The sequence below is a fragment of the Chitiniphilus purpureus genome (genome assembly GCF_025642115.1).
GTDB lineage: Bacteria > Pseudomonadota > Gammaproteobacteria > Burkholderiales > Chitinibacteraceae > Chitiniphilus > Chitiniphilus purpureus.
The window spans coordinates 2,444,888-2,460,331 of record NZ_CP106753.1 but is presented as its reverse complement, the minus strand read 5'-3'; the positions used below and the strand labels follow the sequence as shown (position 1 = coordinate 2,460,331).

The 15,444-nt window shown below is 65.9% G+C and carries 14 protein-coding genes and 2 tRNA genes; 5 read left to right on the top strand and 11 right to left on the bottom strand.

Annotation, left to right across the window (positions count from 1 at the left end; all coding sequences use genetic code 11):
• Nucleotides 1-23 precede the first annotated feature (23 nt).
• The 3 genes from N8I74_RS11525 to N8I74_RS11515 are packed head-to-tail and all read right to left on the bottom strand — an operon-like array spanning nt 24 to nt 2,614.
• Nucleotides 24-503 (bottom strand): chemotaxis protein CheW, encoded by a 480-nt coding sequence (locus N8I74_RS11525; RefSeq protein WP_263123249.1) that lies wholly within the window; start codon nt 501-503, stop codon nt 24-26.
• On the bottom strand, nt 478-2,241 hold the full coding sequence (locus tag N8I74_RS11520) for a chemotaxis protein CheA (protein WP_263123248.1): 1,764 nt from the start codon (nt 2,239-2,241) through the stop codon (nt 478-480). The genes N8I74_RS11525 and N8I74_RS11520 overlap by 26 nt, the downstream gene beginning before the upstream one ends.
• A gap of 10 nt (nt 2,242-2,251) precedes the next feature.
• A complete protein-coding gene (locus tag N8I74_RS11515; RefSeq protein WP_263123247.1) occupies nt 2,252-2,614 on the bottom strand; it encodes a response regulator in 363 nt (120 codons plus the stop codon).
• A 285-nt stretch (nt 2,615-2,899) separates the two neighbouring features.
• Here N8I74_RS11515 and N8I74_RS11510 point away from each other — a divergent pair, with 285 nt between their 5' ends.
• Nucleotides 2,900-4,537, top strand: a complete 1,638-nt coding sequence (locus N8I74_RS11510) for a diguanylate cyclase (protein WP_263123246.1) — start codon at nt 2,900-2,902, stop codon at nt 4,535-4,537.
• Nucleotides 4,538-4,574: 37 nt separating this feature from the next.
• Here N8I74_RS11510 and N8I74_RS11505 read toward each other — a convergent pair whose 3' ends face one another.
• The 5 genes from N8I74_RS11505 to rnr form a co-directional block, all read right to left on the bottom strand.
• The gene (locus N8I74_RS11505; RefSeq protein WP_308445892.1) at nt 4,575-4,970 is read right to left on the bottom strand and encodes a protein YgfX; all 396 of its coding nucleotides are present in this window, start codon (nt 4,968-4,970) and stop codon (nt 4,575-4,577) included.
• Between the two features lie 25 nt (nt 4,971-4,995).
• A complete protein-coding gene (locus N8I74_RS11500) occupies nt 4,996-5,709 on the bottom strand; it encodes an SIMPL domain-containing protein (protein ID WP_263123244.1) in 714 nt (237 codons plus the stop codon).
• Nucleotides 5,710-5,731: 22 nt separating this feature from the next.
• Nucleotides 5,732-6,091, bottom strand: a complete 360-nt coding sequence (locus N8I74_RS11495) for a hypothetical protein (RefSeq protein ID WP_263123243.1) — start codon at nt 6,089-6,091, stop codon at nt 5,732-5,734.
• Nucleotides 6,092-6,395: 304 nt separating this feature from the next.
• A complete protein-coding gene (locus N8I74_RS11490; RefSeq protein WP_263123242.1) occupies nt 6,396-7,031 on the bottom strand; it encodes a glutathione S-transferase family protein in 636 nt (211 codons plus the stop codon).
• A complete protein-coding gene (rnr, locus tag N8I74_RS11485) occupies nt 7,028-9,910 on the bottom strand; it encodes a ribonuclease R (RefSeq protein WP_263123241.1) in 2,883 nt (960 codons plus the stop codon). Before rnr ends, N8I74_RS11490 begins: the two co-directional genes overlap by 4 nt.
• A gap of 129 nt (nt 9,911-10,039) precedes the next feature.
• Here rnr and N8I74_RS11480 point away from each other — a divergent pair.
• From N8I74_RS11480 to N8I74_RS11470, 3 genes are all read left to right on the top strand, one after another.
• A tRNA-Leu gene (locus N8I74_RS11480) sits at nt 10,040-10,126 on the top strand.
• A gap of 55 nt (nt 10,127-10,181) precedes the next feature.
• A tRNA-Leu gene (locus N8I74_RS11475) sits at nt 10,182-10,268 on the top strand.
• 172 nt (nt 10,269-10,440) lie between these two features.
• Nucleotides 10,441-12,063, top strand: a complete 1,623-nt coding sequence (locus tag N8I74_RS11470; RefSeq protein ID WP_263123240.1) for a tetratricopeptide repeat-containing response regulator — start codon at nt 10,441-10,443, stop codon at nt 12,061-12,063.
• A gap of 9 nt (nt 12,064-12,072) precedes the next feature.
• Here N8I74_RS11470 and tcdA read toward each other — a convergent pair whose 3' ends face one another.
• From tcdA to orn, 3 genes are all read right to left on the bottom strand, one after another.
• Complete coding sequence (tcdA, locus tag N8I74_RS11465; RefSeq protein ID WP_263123239.1) at nt 12,073-12,846, bottom strand: tRNA cyclic N6-threonylcarbamoyladenosine(37) synthase TcdA; 774 nt, start codon at nt 12,844-12,846, stop codon at nt 12,073-12,075.
• 95 nt (nt 12,847-12,941) lie between these two features.
• Entirely contained in the window at nt 12,942-13,436 is a 495-nt protein-coding gene (locus N8I74_RS11460) for a CinA family protein (protein WP_263123238.1), read from the bottom strand.
• A 2-nt stretch (nt 13,437-13,438) separates the two neighbouring features.
• The gene (gene orn, locus N8I74_RS11455) at nt 13,439-14,008 is read right to left on the bottom strand and encodes an oligoribonuclease (RefSeq protein WP_263123237.1); all 570 of its coding nucleotides are present in this window, start codon (nt 14,006-14,008) and stop codon (nt 13,439-13,441) included.
• Nucleotides 14,009-14,183: 175 nt separating this feature from the next.
• Between orn and N8I74_RS11450 the strand changes: the two genes are divergently transcribed.
• Complete coding sequence (locus N8I74_RS11450) at nt 14,184-15,431, top strand: M48 family metallopeptidase (protein WP_263123236.1); 1,248 nt, start codon at nt 14,184-14,186, stop codon at nt 15,429-15,431.
• Nucleotides 15,432-15,444: the final 13 nt, after the last annotated feature.

Sequence of the window (15,444 nt, the reverse complement as noted above, 5' to 3'; positions counted from 1 at the left end):
GGCGGGTTCTCCGACGGGGCGGCTCAGGCGTCGACCAAGCCCATTTCCGGGCTCAGCATCAGTTGTTCGATATCGATCAGGATCAGCATGTGCTCGTCCAGGCTTGCCAGACCGCGCACGTAGGCGACATCGATGGCAGTGCTCAGTTCGGGCAGCGGCTGGATCTGCTGCGGGCCGAGCGTGACCACGTCCGACACACCGTCGACCACGATGCCGACCACCCTCACCCCCAGGTTGAGCACCACCACGATGGTGAAGGGGTCGTACGTGGGCTCGCCGATGCCGAACCTGAGCCGCAGATCCAGCAGCGGCACGATCACGCCGCGCAGGTTGATCACGCCCTTCATGAAGGGCGGGGCATTGGCGATGGCGGTGGCACCCTCGTAGCTGCGGATTTCCTGCACCTTGAGGATGTCGATGCCGTACTCCTCGGCCCCCAGCGTAAACGTGAGGTACTCGCCGGCACCGGCCACGGGCTCAAGCTTCGACTCGATCTGATCCATATGATTTTCCGTTCCTGCGGGCCTCGCGCCGCGCCTGACGCACCACCTGCACCACATCCACGATCAATGCCACCCGGCCGTCGCCCATGATGGTCGCGCCCGACAGGCCGTTCACCTTGCGATAGTTGGTTTCCAGGCTTTTGACCACCACCTGCTGGTCCCCCACCAGGTTGTCCACGCCCAGCGCCGCCCTTTCGCCGTCCACCTCGACCAGCACGAGGATGCTCGACCCGTTCGGGCCGGGCGGCCCGCCCAGGGCCTGCCCCAGCGGGATCACCGGCACGTACTCCCCGCGCACCGCAACCACCTGCAGCGCCCCCGCCACCGTGAAGAGCTGCCCGGGTGCCGGCTGTATCGACTCCAGGATCGCGCTCAAAGGCACGATATAGGCGTTCCCGTCCACCGCCACCACCATGCCGTCGAGAATGGCCAGGGTCAGTGGCAGGCGGATGGTGAAACGGGCGCCCAGGCCAGGCTGTGAGACCACCTCGACATGCCCGCCGATCTCCTGGATATTGCGCCGGACCACATCCATGCCGACACCGCGGCCGGAGACATCGGTGACTTCTGCGGCGGTGGTGAAGCCGGGCAGGAAGATCAGCTGCCATACCTCGTCGTCGCTCAGGTCGTCGGCCACCTGCAACCCCTGCTCGCGCGCCTTGGCCAGGATGCGGTCGCGTTGCAGCCCGGCGCCGTCGTCGGTCACCTCGATGGCGATGCTGCCGCCCTGCTGCCGGGCGATCAGCCGCACCGTGCCGCTCGGGTCCTTGCCTTGCGCCATGCGCACCGCCGGCGGCTCGATGCCATGGTCTATGCTATTGCGCACGATATGGATCAGCGGGTCACCGATGCGCTCGATCACGCTGCGGTCCAGCTCGGTATGCTCGCCCAGCATCTCCAGCGTGACCTGCTTTTCCAGCCGGGCCGCTAGATCACGCACCAGCCGCGGGATGCGGTTGAACACGAAGCTGACCGGCAGCATGCGGATGGTCATCACCAGTTCCTGCAGATCACGCGTATTGCGCTGCAGTTGTTCCAGCGCCCGGTGCAGGCGGTGGTGTACCGCCGGATCCAGTCCGGCACCCGCCTCGGTCAGCATCGACTGGGTGATCACCAGTTCACCGACCAGATTGACCATATGGTCGACGCGCTCTACCCCCACCCGGATCGACGATGCCTCGATGGGCGGCAAGGCCGACTGTGCCGGTGTGGCCGGCGGTGGCACAGGCCTGACCGGCTCCCCGCCCTGCACCACCGGCGCTGGCTCCGGGGCCGGGGCCGGGGCCGGGGCCGGGTCGTCGAAGAAGCCGTAGGGTTCGTCCACCTGCTGCGGCACGGCAGGGCTCTGGCTGTCGGTGGCCAGTTGCGTCAGCGTGACACACACCGCCTCGATCGCGGTCGGATCGCTCGGGCGGTACTGGCGTGCATCGGCCAGCAGCACCTTGAACAGATCGTTGGCCTGCAGCACCGCATCCACCAGCTCGCGCCGTAACGCCAGCCGGCCTTCGCGCACCGACCCGAGCAACGACTCCAGCACATGGCTGACCCGGGCAAGATCAGGAAAGCCGAAGGTGGCGCTGGCGCCCTTGATCGAATGCACTGCGCGGAAGATCTCGTCCAGGTGTTCACGCTGCGGCTGGGCCGGATCCAGCGACAGCAGCACCCGCTCGATGACGCCCAGGTGCTCGGCCACCTCATCGAAGAACACCTGGTGGAATTGCGTGATGTCGATCTGCATGATCTGGCGGCTAGGGCAATACCCGCTGCACCACTTCCACCAGCCGCCGCGGCTCGAAGGGCTTGACCAGCCAGCCGGTGGCACCGGCCGCGCGCCCCGCGGCCTTCATCTGTTCACCCGACTCGGTGGTCAGCATCAGGATCGGCACTTGGCGATAGTCAGGCAACGCGCGCAAGGCGCGGATCAGGCTCAGCCCGTCCATGCCCGGCATGTTCTGGTCGGTGATCACCAAGTGGCACGGCTGGGATTGGGCAAGTGCAAGCGCCTCTTCGCCGTTGGCCGCGGGGACGACCCGGTAACCGGCATTCTCCAGCGTAAAGGCAATCATCTGCCGGATCGAGGGCGAATCGTCCACCGACAAAATCATCTTCATCCTTGCTCCTGTGTTGCGGACTACCGGCATTGCGATGCGGCGGTGGGTGCACTGAAGCATAGTCCGGGATGACGCGGCACTACCCGACTTTATGCCGCCCACGTCTGGCCACATGGTTTCGCCGGCAATGCGTGCCGTCGTGGCAGCGGTTGTCCTTCGCCACAGCCTGCAGCGACATGCACGCACCGTGTTTTTGGAGAAAAACTTTCGTTTTCCACCATATTTCGCATTCTTAGAAGCGAAACACGCGGATTGCAAAACACGACCCCGCCAAGAGGCCCATCGATGAGCGAAGACGGAAACACGCTGTTCAAGCGCCGGCTGGAAGCGCTGCGGGGCCGGTTCGACGCGGAATTGCCGCAGCGGCTGGCCGAACTGGACAGCGTATATGAAGCCGCCTGCGCAACCGCCGATGCCGACGCGCTGCAACAGCTCAAGCGGATCGCCCATGCGCTTGCCGGCAGTGTCGGCAACTTCGGCTATCACGCGCTCGGCCAGTCGCTGCTGCAGCTGGAACGCGAAGCGACCCGGCTTGCCGCGGCACCGGCGCCGCCCGACTGCGCCCCGCTGCGGCCGTTGCTTGCCGCGGTGCATGCGGCACGGGCCCAGGCCCCCACGCCGGTGGCCGCATCCGCGGACAGTGGTGCGGCCCGGCAGCATGCAGCCGGACAGACCGGCCAGGCGTTGCTGCTGGTCCAGCACGATGCGGCATCAGGCCGCGCCCTCAAGCTGCAGCTCGAGCACTTCGGCTATCGCATCACACTGCACCAGGAGGCCGCCGGCCTGGCGGCGCTGATCGAGCAAGGCGGCTTTGACCTGATCGTGATGCAGATGCAGTCCGACGAAGGCGAGGACAGCTTCGCCGGGATTGCGACACAGCTGCACAGGACACGGCCGCTGCCGCCGCTGGTCTTCATTTCGGACCGGGATGACTTTCCGACCCGACTGCGGGCGGTACGCGCCGGTGGGCAGAGCTTTCTGCCCAGGCCGCTCGACATCCCGTCGCTGGCCGATGCGCTGGAGCGCCTGGCCGGGCGCGGCCAGCTCGAACCGTTGCGGGCGCTGATCGTCGACGACTCGGTCGCGCTGTCCGAATACAACGCGGCGCTGTTGCAGGCGGCCGGCATGGCCACGCGCGTGGTCAACGATCCGTTGCTGGTGATGCCGCAGTTGCGCGAGTTCCTGCCTGACCTCGTGCTGCTGGACATCAGCATGCCCGGCTGCGACGGGCTGGAACTGGCCGCCGTGATCCGGCAGCACCCCGCCTACGTGAGCCTGCCCATCGTCTTCTGCTCCACCGAAGCACGCATCAGCGCACTGCTGCCGCGTATCCTGCAGTCGGGCGACGACTACCTGTTCAAGCCGCTGGACCCGGCGCTGCTGGTGGCAACCGCCGTCGGTCGCGCCGAACGCCATCGGACCCTGCGCACGCAGCTGGCGCGCGACAGCCTGACCAACTGCCTGAATCACACCCATATCAAGGAAGCGGTCCATCTCGAAGTCGAGCGCGCCCACCGGCAGGATGCGCCGCTGTCGGTGGCCATGCTGGATATCGATCATTTCAAGCAGGTGAACGACCGCTACGGCCATCCGATGGGCGACCGTGTGATCAGGAGTCTGGGGCACCTGCTGCGGCAACGGCTGCGCAAGGTGGACCTGATCGGGCGCTACGGCGGCGAGGAATTCCTGATCGTACTGCCAGGTACCGCCGGCAGCGATGCGCGGATGCTGTGCAACCAGCTGCGCGAAGCATTCGCCCATATCCAGCACCTGTGGGAAAACGAGTCCTTCCACGTCACCTTCAGCTGCGGCATCGCCAGCTTCCCCGCCCAGCATGACGCCGAGGCGCTGATCGCCGCAGCTGACAGCGGGGTATACGACGCCAAGCGTGCCGGGCGCAACCAGGTGGTGTTGCGCAGCTAGGCGGTGCCGGATCGTCAATACGGGGCGCCGTGCGACCTCATGAGGCAGGATCGCGCCGCCAGCGCAGCCAGGTGCGCAGTTGGCGCAGCTCACCGGCCGGTGCGGCATCCGGCCACAGCGCCAGTCGCCGGGACCGTCCGCCCTCGTCGTGATAGCGCAGCACGATCAGCGCGGGGCTGACCAGCGAACCGGGTGCCGGCTGGATCGGGCGTTCGCCCGCCGCATCGCGTAGCCACAGCGTGCCGTCGCCCGGCGCGCGCAGCTCACCAACGGGCTGCGGTGTGCGCCACCCCAGCAGCGCCAGGGCCGCGACCCAGGCCAAGGCCGGCCAGCGCCATGGCGCCGGCAATACCAATGCCGCCACCGCGGCCAGCGCATGCACCCCGATCGACCAGACAACAAAAAGCCGCGAGGGGCCGAATCGACAGACCACTCGCGGCTGGGTGTGCACCGGCGCCCTACTCGACCTGGATGCTGCCGTTCACCGTCACCGTCACCTTGCTGTCGCCCCCTTCCAGCGGCGGTTGCGTGGCATCGGCCTCGGCCGCATACCGCACCGACATGGTCTTGAGCATCGGTGGCGGCATCAACGCCTGGGTGTTGACGTTGAGATTGACCGTGCGCCAGCCCTTGGCGGCCATGCTGCGGCTGATCAGATCGGCACGCTGGCGGAACGCCTTGAGGCTCTCCTCGATCAGCTCGTTTTCCAGCTGGCCGCGCGCGTCGTCGGAAATCGCATAGTGGATGCCGGCGAGCTGCAGCGGCTGTCCGCCTTCCAGCGGTTGCTGCAACTGCCCCAGCAACTTCGAAAAGGCTTCGAAGTCGCGGCTGGAAACACGCAGTTCGCCGCGACCGCGCCAACCTTCAGCCCGGTTGGTCTTGGGGTTGTAGACCGGATGCGTGGCATAGCCGGTACCTTCGTTCTTCACCACCGGCACCTGCTTCACCAGCTTGAGTGCGGCACCCAACGTCCGGTTGACCTTGTTTGCAAGCCGCGTCGGATCGTTGTCGTTGACCTCGACGAACAAGGTGGCGACTGCCAGATCGTTGCTCACCGCGCGCTGCGCGCTGGCTTCCAGATTGACCACGTTGTAGTTGAGCGGCTCGGCCCGGGCCGTGCCAGCCGCGGTCAGCGTTGCCAGTACAGCCAGCGCGATATTGCGACGAAGCATGCATTCCTCCTTGCGATAGGGCTCAGTGATAGCCGTGATCGGACGGCGTGTTGTGGATTTCCTCGGAGACGCTGTCCATCACACCCAGATGGATCTCCACGTCGAACCATTCCCAAAACAGCTTCAGATTGCGTGGTTTGGGCCACAGCGCTTCGTCCTCGACCCAGGAGGCAAGTTCCATCTCGAAAAGCTTGTCGGCCAGATCGTCGATATAGGAGATGCCGTCCTCAGGCTCGACGGCCTCGGGTACCAGGATGACGGTGCAATCGCTGCGGATATCATTCAGCGACAGCATGACTTCGTTGTCGGGCAGGCCATTGAGCCAGTCCAGGAATGGCTGCTTGGGACGGATCAGCGCAGCAGACCGATCGACGATGAACATCTGTTTGATTCTCCCCTGTATTGGATTCCCGGTGGCGCCGTCTGGGCGGCCGGTTGCCGCCCTGATGCTGAAGCGCGCCATAAGCTTAGCATGGCCTCACACTTCAGTTTGATGGGGTGCCACGCCGGGTCGGGTCACCAGGGGGCGCAGCGACAGTCACCATCAACCGTTGGATAGACCGAATCCGGTGCATGGATCCGGTCCCACATGTAGGCCACCGTCATTGTAAGTGAACAGGTGGTGCAGTGCAGCAAGCAGTTGGACAGACAAGAAGACGGGGCCGCACGCGGCCCCGGTGGGACGATCAGTTCTTGGCGAGCGCCGCGCGGGCCTCTTCGAGCACGCTGGCCACCGCGGGACGTGCGCTCGCGCGCTCGTACCATGCGCTGATGCGGGGGTAACGCTCGGCAGCATGCAACTGCTCGCCCAGCATGCCGGCCAGCGACTGGGCGTGCATCCAGCTCAATACCCAGGCGCAATCGGCAAGCGAGAAGGTCTCGCCCGCCAGCCACGGTGCGGCGGCACGCGCTTCGAGCAGGTCGAGCGCAGCAAGCGCCGCCTGCCAGTCGGCCGCCAGCCCGGTCTTGTCCTTGCCGTTGAGCAGGCCGAAGAAGATTCGGAACAGCTGCGGCGCGCAGTAGCTGTCGTGCAGGCTGCACAGCCAGCGCACCTGGGCGCGCTGCGCCGCATCGGCCGGCAGCAGCGCAGGCAAGGGGTAGCGCTCTTCCAGATACTCGTTGATCACCTGCGATTCACCCAGGCGCACCTCGCCGTCGACCAGGAACGGAATGCGCCCCAATGGATTGACTGTCTTGTACTCCGGGCTATCCATCCAGCCGCCCGGCACAGGTAGGCAGCGGTAGTCGAGCCCCTTCTCGTTGAGCGCAATGCGGACCTTGGCGCAGTAATGCGAAAACGGGACCTGGATCAACTCGATCATGCATCTTCTCCGGATTTGCGTGGGCGGGTGGGCCGTGCACGCCGCGGCGCGGCGGCATCGGCAGTGGGTGTGGCCATGGTGCCGGCATCGACCGATGCGGGCAAGGCATCGCCCTTGGCCGCCGTCCGCTTGCGGCGGCCCGAGGCCGCGGCGGCGGACGGCGCCGCAGCAGTTTCAACAGCCGGAACGGCCGTATCGGCACGTCGGTTGCGCTGGCCGCCGCCGTCCGCCACCTTGCCAGGCTGCGGCGCAGGCACCGGTGCGGGTGCGGGTGCATTGGCCGGCGTACGGTCGGTGGCGCCCTGTCGTGGCGTGGGCCGGGCAGCACCTGCCTTGCCGGAGGTCCTGGATTCGGACCCCTTGTCCGCCACCGGCCGTGCGGCCGATCCAGTAGCAGCCGACGGCACGGCAGACGCTGTCGCCGGTGCATCGACCTTGCCGTGCCGCGCGCTGCCGCCCGCCGCCTTGCCAGGCTGCGGGGCAGGCACCGGTGCGGGTGCATTGGCCGGCGCACGGTCGGCGGCGCCCTGTCGTGGCGCGGGCCGGGCGGCACGTGCGTTGCCCGGCGTGCCGGATTCGGCCCCCTTGTCCGCCGTCGGCCGCGCGGCCGATCCGGTGGCTGCAGGCAGTACGGAAGACGCTGTCGCCGGTGCACCGGCCTTGCCACGCCGCGCGCCGCTGCGGTCGTTGCGGTCGCTGCGCGCCGGCATGCCGGCCGGCTCGCGTGCCAGCACGAAATCGATCTTGCTGCTCTCCAGATCCACCCGCACCACCTTGACACGCACCCGGTCGGTCAGCTTGTAGACCTGGCCGCTGCGTTCGCCCTTCAGCTCGCGGCGGCGCTCGTCGTAGTGGAAATAATCGCTGCCAAGCTCGGACACGTGCACCAGTCCTTCCACATACAGGTCATCCAGCAGCACGAACATGCCGAAGCTGGTCACCGCCGCCACACTGCCCTCGAACACCTCGCCGACCTTGTCCTGCATGTAGTAACACTTGAGGAAATTGAGCACATCACGGCTGGCGTCGTCCGCGCGACGTTCGGTCAGCGAGCATTGCACGCCCAGCGCATCCCACTTCTGCGAAGGCTTGTACTTGCGGCCGGCCAGGATCGCCTTGATCGCACGGTGCACGGTCAGGTCAGGATAGCGCCGGATCGGCGAGGTGAAGTGAGCGTAGGCCGGGTAGCCCAGGCCGAAGTGCCCCTTGTTGTCCGGGGTGTACACCGCCTGCGACAGGCTGCGCAGCAGCATGGTCTGCAACAGCTCGGCATCCGGCCGGGCCTTGATCTGCTGCAACAGGCGCGCATAGTCCTCGGCGGTGGGTTCGTCCTCGCCCCCCAGCATCAGCCCGCAGGTGCGCAGGTATTCGCGCAGCACGTCGAGTTTTTCCGGGTTGGGCCCCTCGTGCACACGAAAGAGGCCGAGGTGCTTGTGTTTGAGCAGCATGTCGGCCGCACACACGTTGGCGGCCAGCATGCATTCCTCGATCAGCTTGTGCGCATCGTTGCGATGCACCGGCACGATCTGCCGGATCTTGCCGTGATCGTCGAAGCGGATCTCGGTCTCCACCGTCTCGAAATCGATGGCACCGCGTTTGGCGCGCGCCTTGGTGAATGCCTGGAACAAGGCATACAGCTCGTGCACGTGCGGCAGCAGTTTCTTGTACTGTCGGGCGGTCGGGCCCTTGGGGTGCTCGATCATGTCCCACACCTGGGTGTAGGTGAAGCGGGCGTGCGAATGCATCACCGCCGGGTAGAAGCGGTATTTCTTGATCGCCCCCTTGGCGCCCACCTCCATGTCGCACACCATGCACAGCCGCGCCACATCGGGATTGAGCGAGCAGATGCCGTTCGAGAGCGCCTCGGGCAGCATCGGGATCACACGGCGCGGAAAATAGACCGAGTTGCCGCGCTCACGCGCGGTCTCATCAAGCGCATCATCCGGCTGCACGTAGTGGCTGACGTCGGCAATCGCCACCACCAGCCGCCAGCCCTTGCCCCTGGGCTCGGCGTAGACCGCGTCGTCGAAATCCTTCGCCGTCTCGCCGTCGATGGTCACCAGCGGCAGGTCGCGCAGGTCCTCACGCTTCACGCCATATACCGATTTCAGATCGCTTTTCTTGACCTTGCGCGGCACCTCATCGGCCTGTGCCTGTGCCTCGGCGGAGAACACATGCGGCAGGTTGTGCTTGCGCAGCGCGATCTCGATCTCCATGCCCGGATCGTCGTAGTTGCCGAGGATCTCCACCACCCGCCCCATCGGCTTGACGTGACGTTCGGGCTGCTGGATCAGTTCCACCATCACCACCTGCCCGGCGCGTGCGCGCCCGCTCTCCTTGGGCGGCACCAGGATATCCTGGCTGATGCGCCTGTCCTCGGCGCTCACCAGATGCACGCCGTGCTCGGTGCGAAAGCGCCCGACCAGCACGGCATTGGCGCGCGACAGCACTTCGGCTACTGCGCCTTCGGGCCGGCCGCGTCGGTCGACCCCGATCTGCCGCGCCAGCACCCGGTCGCCATGCAGTACCTTGTCCATCTCCCTGGGCCCAAGGTACAGATCGGCGCTGCCGTCGTCCGGCACCAGGAAACCGAAACCGTCCGGATGCCCCTGTACGCGACCGGCGATCAGATCCACCTTCTCGGGCAGGCACAGCGCGCCCTTGCGGTTGATCATCAATTGCCCTTCGCGCGCCATGGCGGCAAGCCTGCGTTCGAAGAACGGTCGTTCGTCGGGAGTGATGTCCAGGCGTGTGGCGAACTCGTCCACCGGCAACGGTGCGCCTTCGGCCTTGACGAGTTCGAGGATGTATTCGCGGGATGGCAGCGGGGTCGGGTAGCGCTCGGACTCGCGGGCGAGGTGGGGATCTTGTGCCCGCAATGGACGGGGCGTTGGATCGGCAGAGGGGGGGGTAGGCTTGCTTGCGTTCTTTCTTGACATTGTTCTTGGGTTTCCAGATAATCCGGCTTCTTCATGCAGCACGCGGGTTTCATTCTAGCGTAGCGCGTGGCCCAGGTGGCGGAATTGGTAGACGCACTAGGTTCAGGTCCTAGCGCCTTCACGGGCGTGGAAGTTCGAGTCTTCTCCTGGGCACCATACACCACGCGCACATGCATCGAAGTTTCAATCCACCGAGCGGATTGAGTACCCTGCCCAGGTGGCGGAATTGGTAGACGCACTAGGTTCAGGTCCTAGCGCCTTCACGGGCGTGGAAGTTCGAGTCTTCTCCTGGGCACCAATCGCCGGCAGCCCCGATCGCGAGATCGGGGCTGTTTTCATTTGCGCTTCGCCCGTGCCGGCCTTTGCAGCGAAGCATGCAGAAATCCGCAGCACCGCCGATAGTAAAGCTTGGGTGCCAGGGCCGCGACCGCCGGCGGGCTGCTGAGCCCTTTCCTCTGCGGGGCCAAGCCATGACCGTTTCCCTGACTCAAGCAAGCGTGCTGGTCATCGATGATGCGCCGACGATACGCCAGTCGATCAGGTTGACGCTGGGGAACATCGGCATCACGCGCGTCGATCTGGCGAGCAGCATCGGCGAGGGCCGGCGGCGACTCAAGAACGGCAGCTACGACGTGGTGCTGTGCGACTACCACTTCGGCGACGGCATGAACGGGCAGGAGCTGCTGGAGGAACTGCGCGGGACCGGCGAGCTGCCGCTGACCACGGTCTGGTTCATGATCACCGCCGAGGCCAGCTACGAGAAGGTGGTGTCGGTTGCCGAGGTGGGGCCGGATGACTACCTGATCAAGCCTTTCACCGGTGCCCTGCTCTCGGACCGTCTGGCCCAGGCCTGGGAAAAAAAGCAGGTCCTCGGGCCGGTGTACGACAAGATCGGCATGGGCGACATCGAAGGCGCGATCGCGCAGGCCCGCGCACTGCTCGACAGCGCCGCCGCGCAGCCTTACCGCTCCGACCTGCAGCGCATCCTGTCCACATTGCTGCTGGAGGACGGGCAGCTTGAAGCCGCACGCAGGATGTTCGAAGCCATCCTGCAGCAGCGTATGGTGCCGTGGGCCCGGCTGGGCTTGGCGCGCACCTACAATCGCCAAAGCCGCAAGGACGAAGCGGAAAGCATGCTCAAGCACGCGATCGGCGAGCATGCGCAATATATCGACGCCTATGAGGAACTGGCGGGGTTGTACCTGGCCGACGGCCGCCTGGAGGAAGCGATGGCGGTCTACGAGCAGTGTCTGTCGATCGCACCCAACAACGTCGCGCGCCTGCAAAAGGCCGGCAACCTGGCCAGCATGCTCGGGCAGAGCACCAAGGCGCGCGAACTGCTCGAGCGCGCGGTGACCTACGGCGGCAATTCGTCGGCGCTCGCACCCGAGACACTGCTGCAGCTGGCGCTCGCCGCCAAACGCGACGGTGCGCTTTCGGACGCCGAGCGCTATCTGCGCCTGCTCAACAACAGCAAGCACAAGGACGGTCTCACCGCGCAGGTGGTGGCGACGCTCGCCGGCGCACTGTTCTCCGGGCGCCCACAGGACCTGGAACCGTTGCAGGCATATCTGCAGGACACCGCGTTCACGCTTGAGCTTGCAGTCACCGCCATCATGACCGCGGATTTCATCTGCCCGCCGAGCCAGGCGGGCGAAGTGCCCAACCCGCAGGTTCCGCCCTACCGATGGCTCATGGCGATCGCCGAGCGCTTCATCACCAGCAAGCACGTCTCGGGTCTGCTTGAAGGAGCATGCGGCCAGCGGGCGTCATGGGCAGGCTATGTGCGGCAGCTGGGCAGCGATATCGGTGAACTGAACAAGCTGGGCGTGCAGCTGATGCTGCAGGGACGGCACGCTGAAGCGGTCGAGCGGATGGTGGAGGTGGCACGGCGCACGCACAACACGCGGCTGATGCTGTCGGCCAGCCACGCCATCGTGCGCTTTCTCAAGACCGGGGCCGCCGCGGAGCGCGAACGGCGCGGTCTGCTGCTGGCGTGCGAGGAATTCCTGTCGCGCCTGCATGGCGCGGTCGAGGAAGGCGTGCTGTACAGCCTGTCGGAGGAGCTCGACGCGCTGCTCGCCACCGATTGACGGCGCCGTTCAGCCCGCCAGCCGCCGCAACACCCTTGCCGCCGCGGCAAAGCCGAAGCTGCCGGTCACCACCACGGCAGCGCCGAATCCGCCCTGGCAATCGAGTCGCCCACCCGCCTCACCGGGCGGCTTGCGGGCGCACACCGTGCCGTCGGCCTGCGGATAGACCAGCGGTTCGGTGGAATAGACGCAGTCGATGCCGAATTTCCTGTCGCCTTTGGGAAAGCCGAATTCACGGCGCAACAGGCTGCGCACCTTGCTGGCAAGCGGGTCTTCCGTGGTACGGCTCAGATCGTCCAACGTGATCCGGGTGGGATCGGTCTGGCCACCGGCGCCGCCGGTGGTGACCAGCGGCACCTTGTGGCGCCGGCACCAGGCGATGATCTGCGCCTTGATCCGGACCGAATCGATGGCGTCGATCACATGGTCGTATCCCCTGCCCAGGTACTCGGCAAGGCTGTCCTCCACCACGAAATCCTCGACCGCATGCACCTTGCATTCCGGATTGATGGCCAGGATACGCTCGGCCAGCGCGGCCACCTTGGCCCGACCGAAATGGCCATCGAGCGCCGGCAGCTGCCGGTTGGTATTGGACACACAGATATCATCCAGGTCGATCAGCGTCAGCTCGCCGATCCCGGAGCGGGCCAGTGCCTCGGCCGCCCAGGAACCCACCCCGCCGACGCCGATCACGCACACATGGGCGGTGCGGAAACGCGCAAGCGCGCTGTGGCCATAAAGGCGGGCAATGCCGCCGAAGCGACGTTCGTAGCTGGTGTCCATCTGCCGGTCCGGAGCGGGAAAATGCCGTATCTGCAAGAATGCGCCGCGTACAAGGGGGCAAGCGGTGCGGTGTGCGCGTTATCTTACCGCCATCCTTATCCACCCGCCTCATCGTGCAGCAACGCCACAAGCCGCGACAGCGCATGCTGAACCGCAGCGCTGCGCACGGCAGCGCGCTCGCCCGGCCAATGTCTGCATTCAGTGACGATGGCGTGCGGGGTGGCCCAGGCAAACCAGACCGTGCCGACCGGCTTGTCCGGGCTGCCGCCACCCGGGCCGGCGATGCCGGACACCGCCATGGCGTAGTGTGTTCCCGCGCGCAGGCAGGCACCTTGCGCCATTGCGGCCACCACCGGTTCGCTGACCGCGCCCAATGCCTCAATGAACGCCGGGGGCACATCGAGCATCTCGGTCTTGGCCGCGTTGCTGTAGGTGACGAACCCGCGCTCGAACCAGGCCGAACTGCCCGGCGCCTCGGTGATCGCCGCGGCGATCAGGCCGCCGGTGCATGATTCGGCCGTGGTCACCGTGGCGCCGCGTGCCGCCAGCAACTGGCCCAGTTCGGCGGCGAGCAGATACGTGGCCAGCATGGTCAGTCGAGCGCGATGCCCGCTGCCGGCACCTTCAGGAAGTGCTCGCGGTAGAAGCGCAGCTCGTCGATCGACTCCTGGATATCGGCCAGTGCCGTATGCTTGCCCTGCTTCTTGAACTGTCGGTACACCTCGGGCTGCCAGCGCTTGCACAATTCCTTGAGGGTGGACACATCCAGGTTGCGATAGTGGAACCAGGCTTCGAGCTGGGGCATCCAGCGCGCCATGAAACGGCGGTCCTGGCAGATCGAATTGCCGCACATCGGGCTTGCCCCCTTGGGCACGTGTTCTTCCAGAAAGGCCAGCGCCAACGTGGCCACCGCCTCCTCGCCCAGCGTCGATTGCCGGACCCGCTCGATCAACCCGGAACGCGAATGCGTGCTCTTGTTCCAGTCGTCCATGCCATCGAGCACCTCGTCCGCCTGATGCACCACCCATACCGGCGCCTCGGCCACCACGTTCAGCTGGCTATCGGTGATCACGATCGCCAGCTCGATGATCCGGTCGTTCATGGGATCGAGCCCGGTCATCTCCATATCCAACCAGATCAGATGGTTTTGGTCCTGCGCCATGGTGTTCCCTATCGATGTTTTCGAGCTGGCATTCTAGCACCGGCCCCGCCGCGCTCCTGTCGGCGCGCGCCGCATGCAGGTGCGGGCCATTGCCCACGACCGCGTAATCCGGCCGCAGTGTGCGATAATCCGCGCGATATCCCACGGCGCATGGCCGCCGTTCCCGAGCAAGCCGATGACCGCACACCAGTTCTCCGCCCTGTTTGCATTTGCCCTGACCTGCAGCGTGCTGCTGCAGCTGTGGCTGGCCCAGCGTCATATCAACCACGTGCGACGGCATCGCGCCGCAGTGCCCACCGAGTTCAGTGACAGCATCACGCTGGCGAGCCACCAGCGTGCCGCCGACTACACCGTGGCCAAGAGCAGGTTCGGCATGCTCGTCACGGTGTTCGAGGCCATCCTGTTGGCGGGCTTCACGCTGGGCGGTGGGATCGAATGGCTGATGCGGCTCGCCGAATCGTGGTCCGGGCCCGGCATCGCCGCCGGCGTCACCATGGTCGCCTTGCTGGGCGTGATCCACAGTCTGCTGACGCTGCCGCTTTCGTGGTACGCCACCTTCCGGCTGGAGGCGCATTTCGGTTTCAACCAGACCACGCCCCGTGTCTTTGTCACCGACCTGTGCAAGACCGCGCTGCTGGCGGCGCTGTTGGGCCTGCCGCTGCTGGCCGCGGTGCTGTGGCTGATGACGCGGATGGGCCCGATGTGGTGGCTGTGGGTATGGTTGACCTGGATGGGGTACGCCTTGTTCATCATGCTGGTCTTCCCCACCTGGATCGCGCCGCTCTTCAACAAGTTCGAACCGCTGCCGGATGAAGGGCTGCGCCGGCGGATCGAGACGCTTCTGACACGTTGCGGCTTCACCGCCAGCGGCATCTTCATGATGGATGGCTCCAAGCGCTCCAGCCATGGCAATGCCTATTTCACCGGCTTTGGCAAGACCAAGCGCATCGTCTTCTTCGATACGCTGCTCAAGCAGCTCAACGGCGAGGAGATCGAAGCGGTGCTGGCGCATGAGCTGGGCCATTTCAAACACCGCCATATCGCCAAGCGCCTGCTGTGGACCTACGCGCTGATGCTGGGTCTGCTGTGGCTGCTCGCACAATTAATGCAGCAGGACTGGTTCTACCAGGGGCTGGGCGTGCACAGCGCCAACACCGCCACCGCGCTGACACTGTTCTTCATGGTGCTGCCGGTGTTCACCTTCCTGTTCGGCCCGCTGGGCTCCTGGCTGTCGCGCCGGCACGAGTACGAGGCCGACGCGTTCGCGGCCTCGCAGACCCGCGCCGCCGACCTGGTGGCCGCGCTGGTCAAGCTCTACCGCGACAACGCGGCCACGCTCACCCCCGACCCCTTGCACAGCCTGTTCTACGACAGCCACCCGCCCGCCTCGCTGCGTATTGCGGCTTTGCGCCGTCTTGCCTAGAACGGGAACGTCA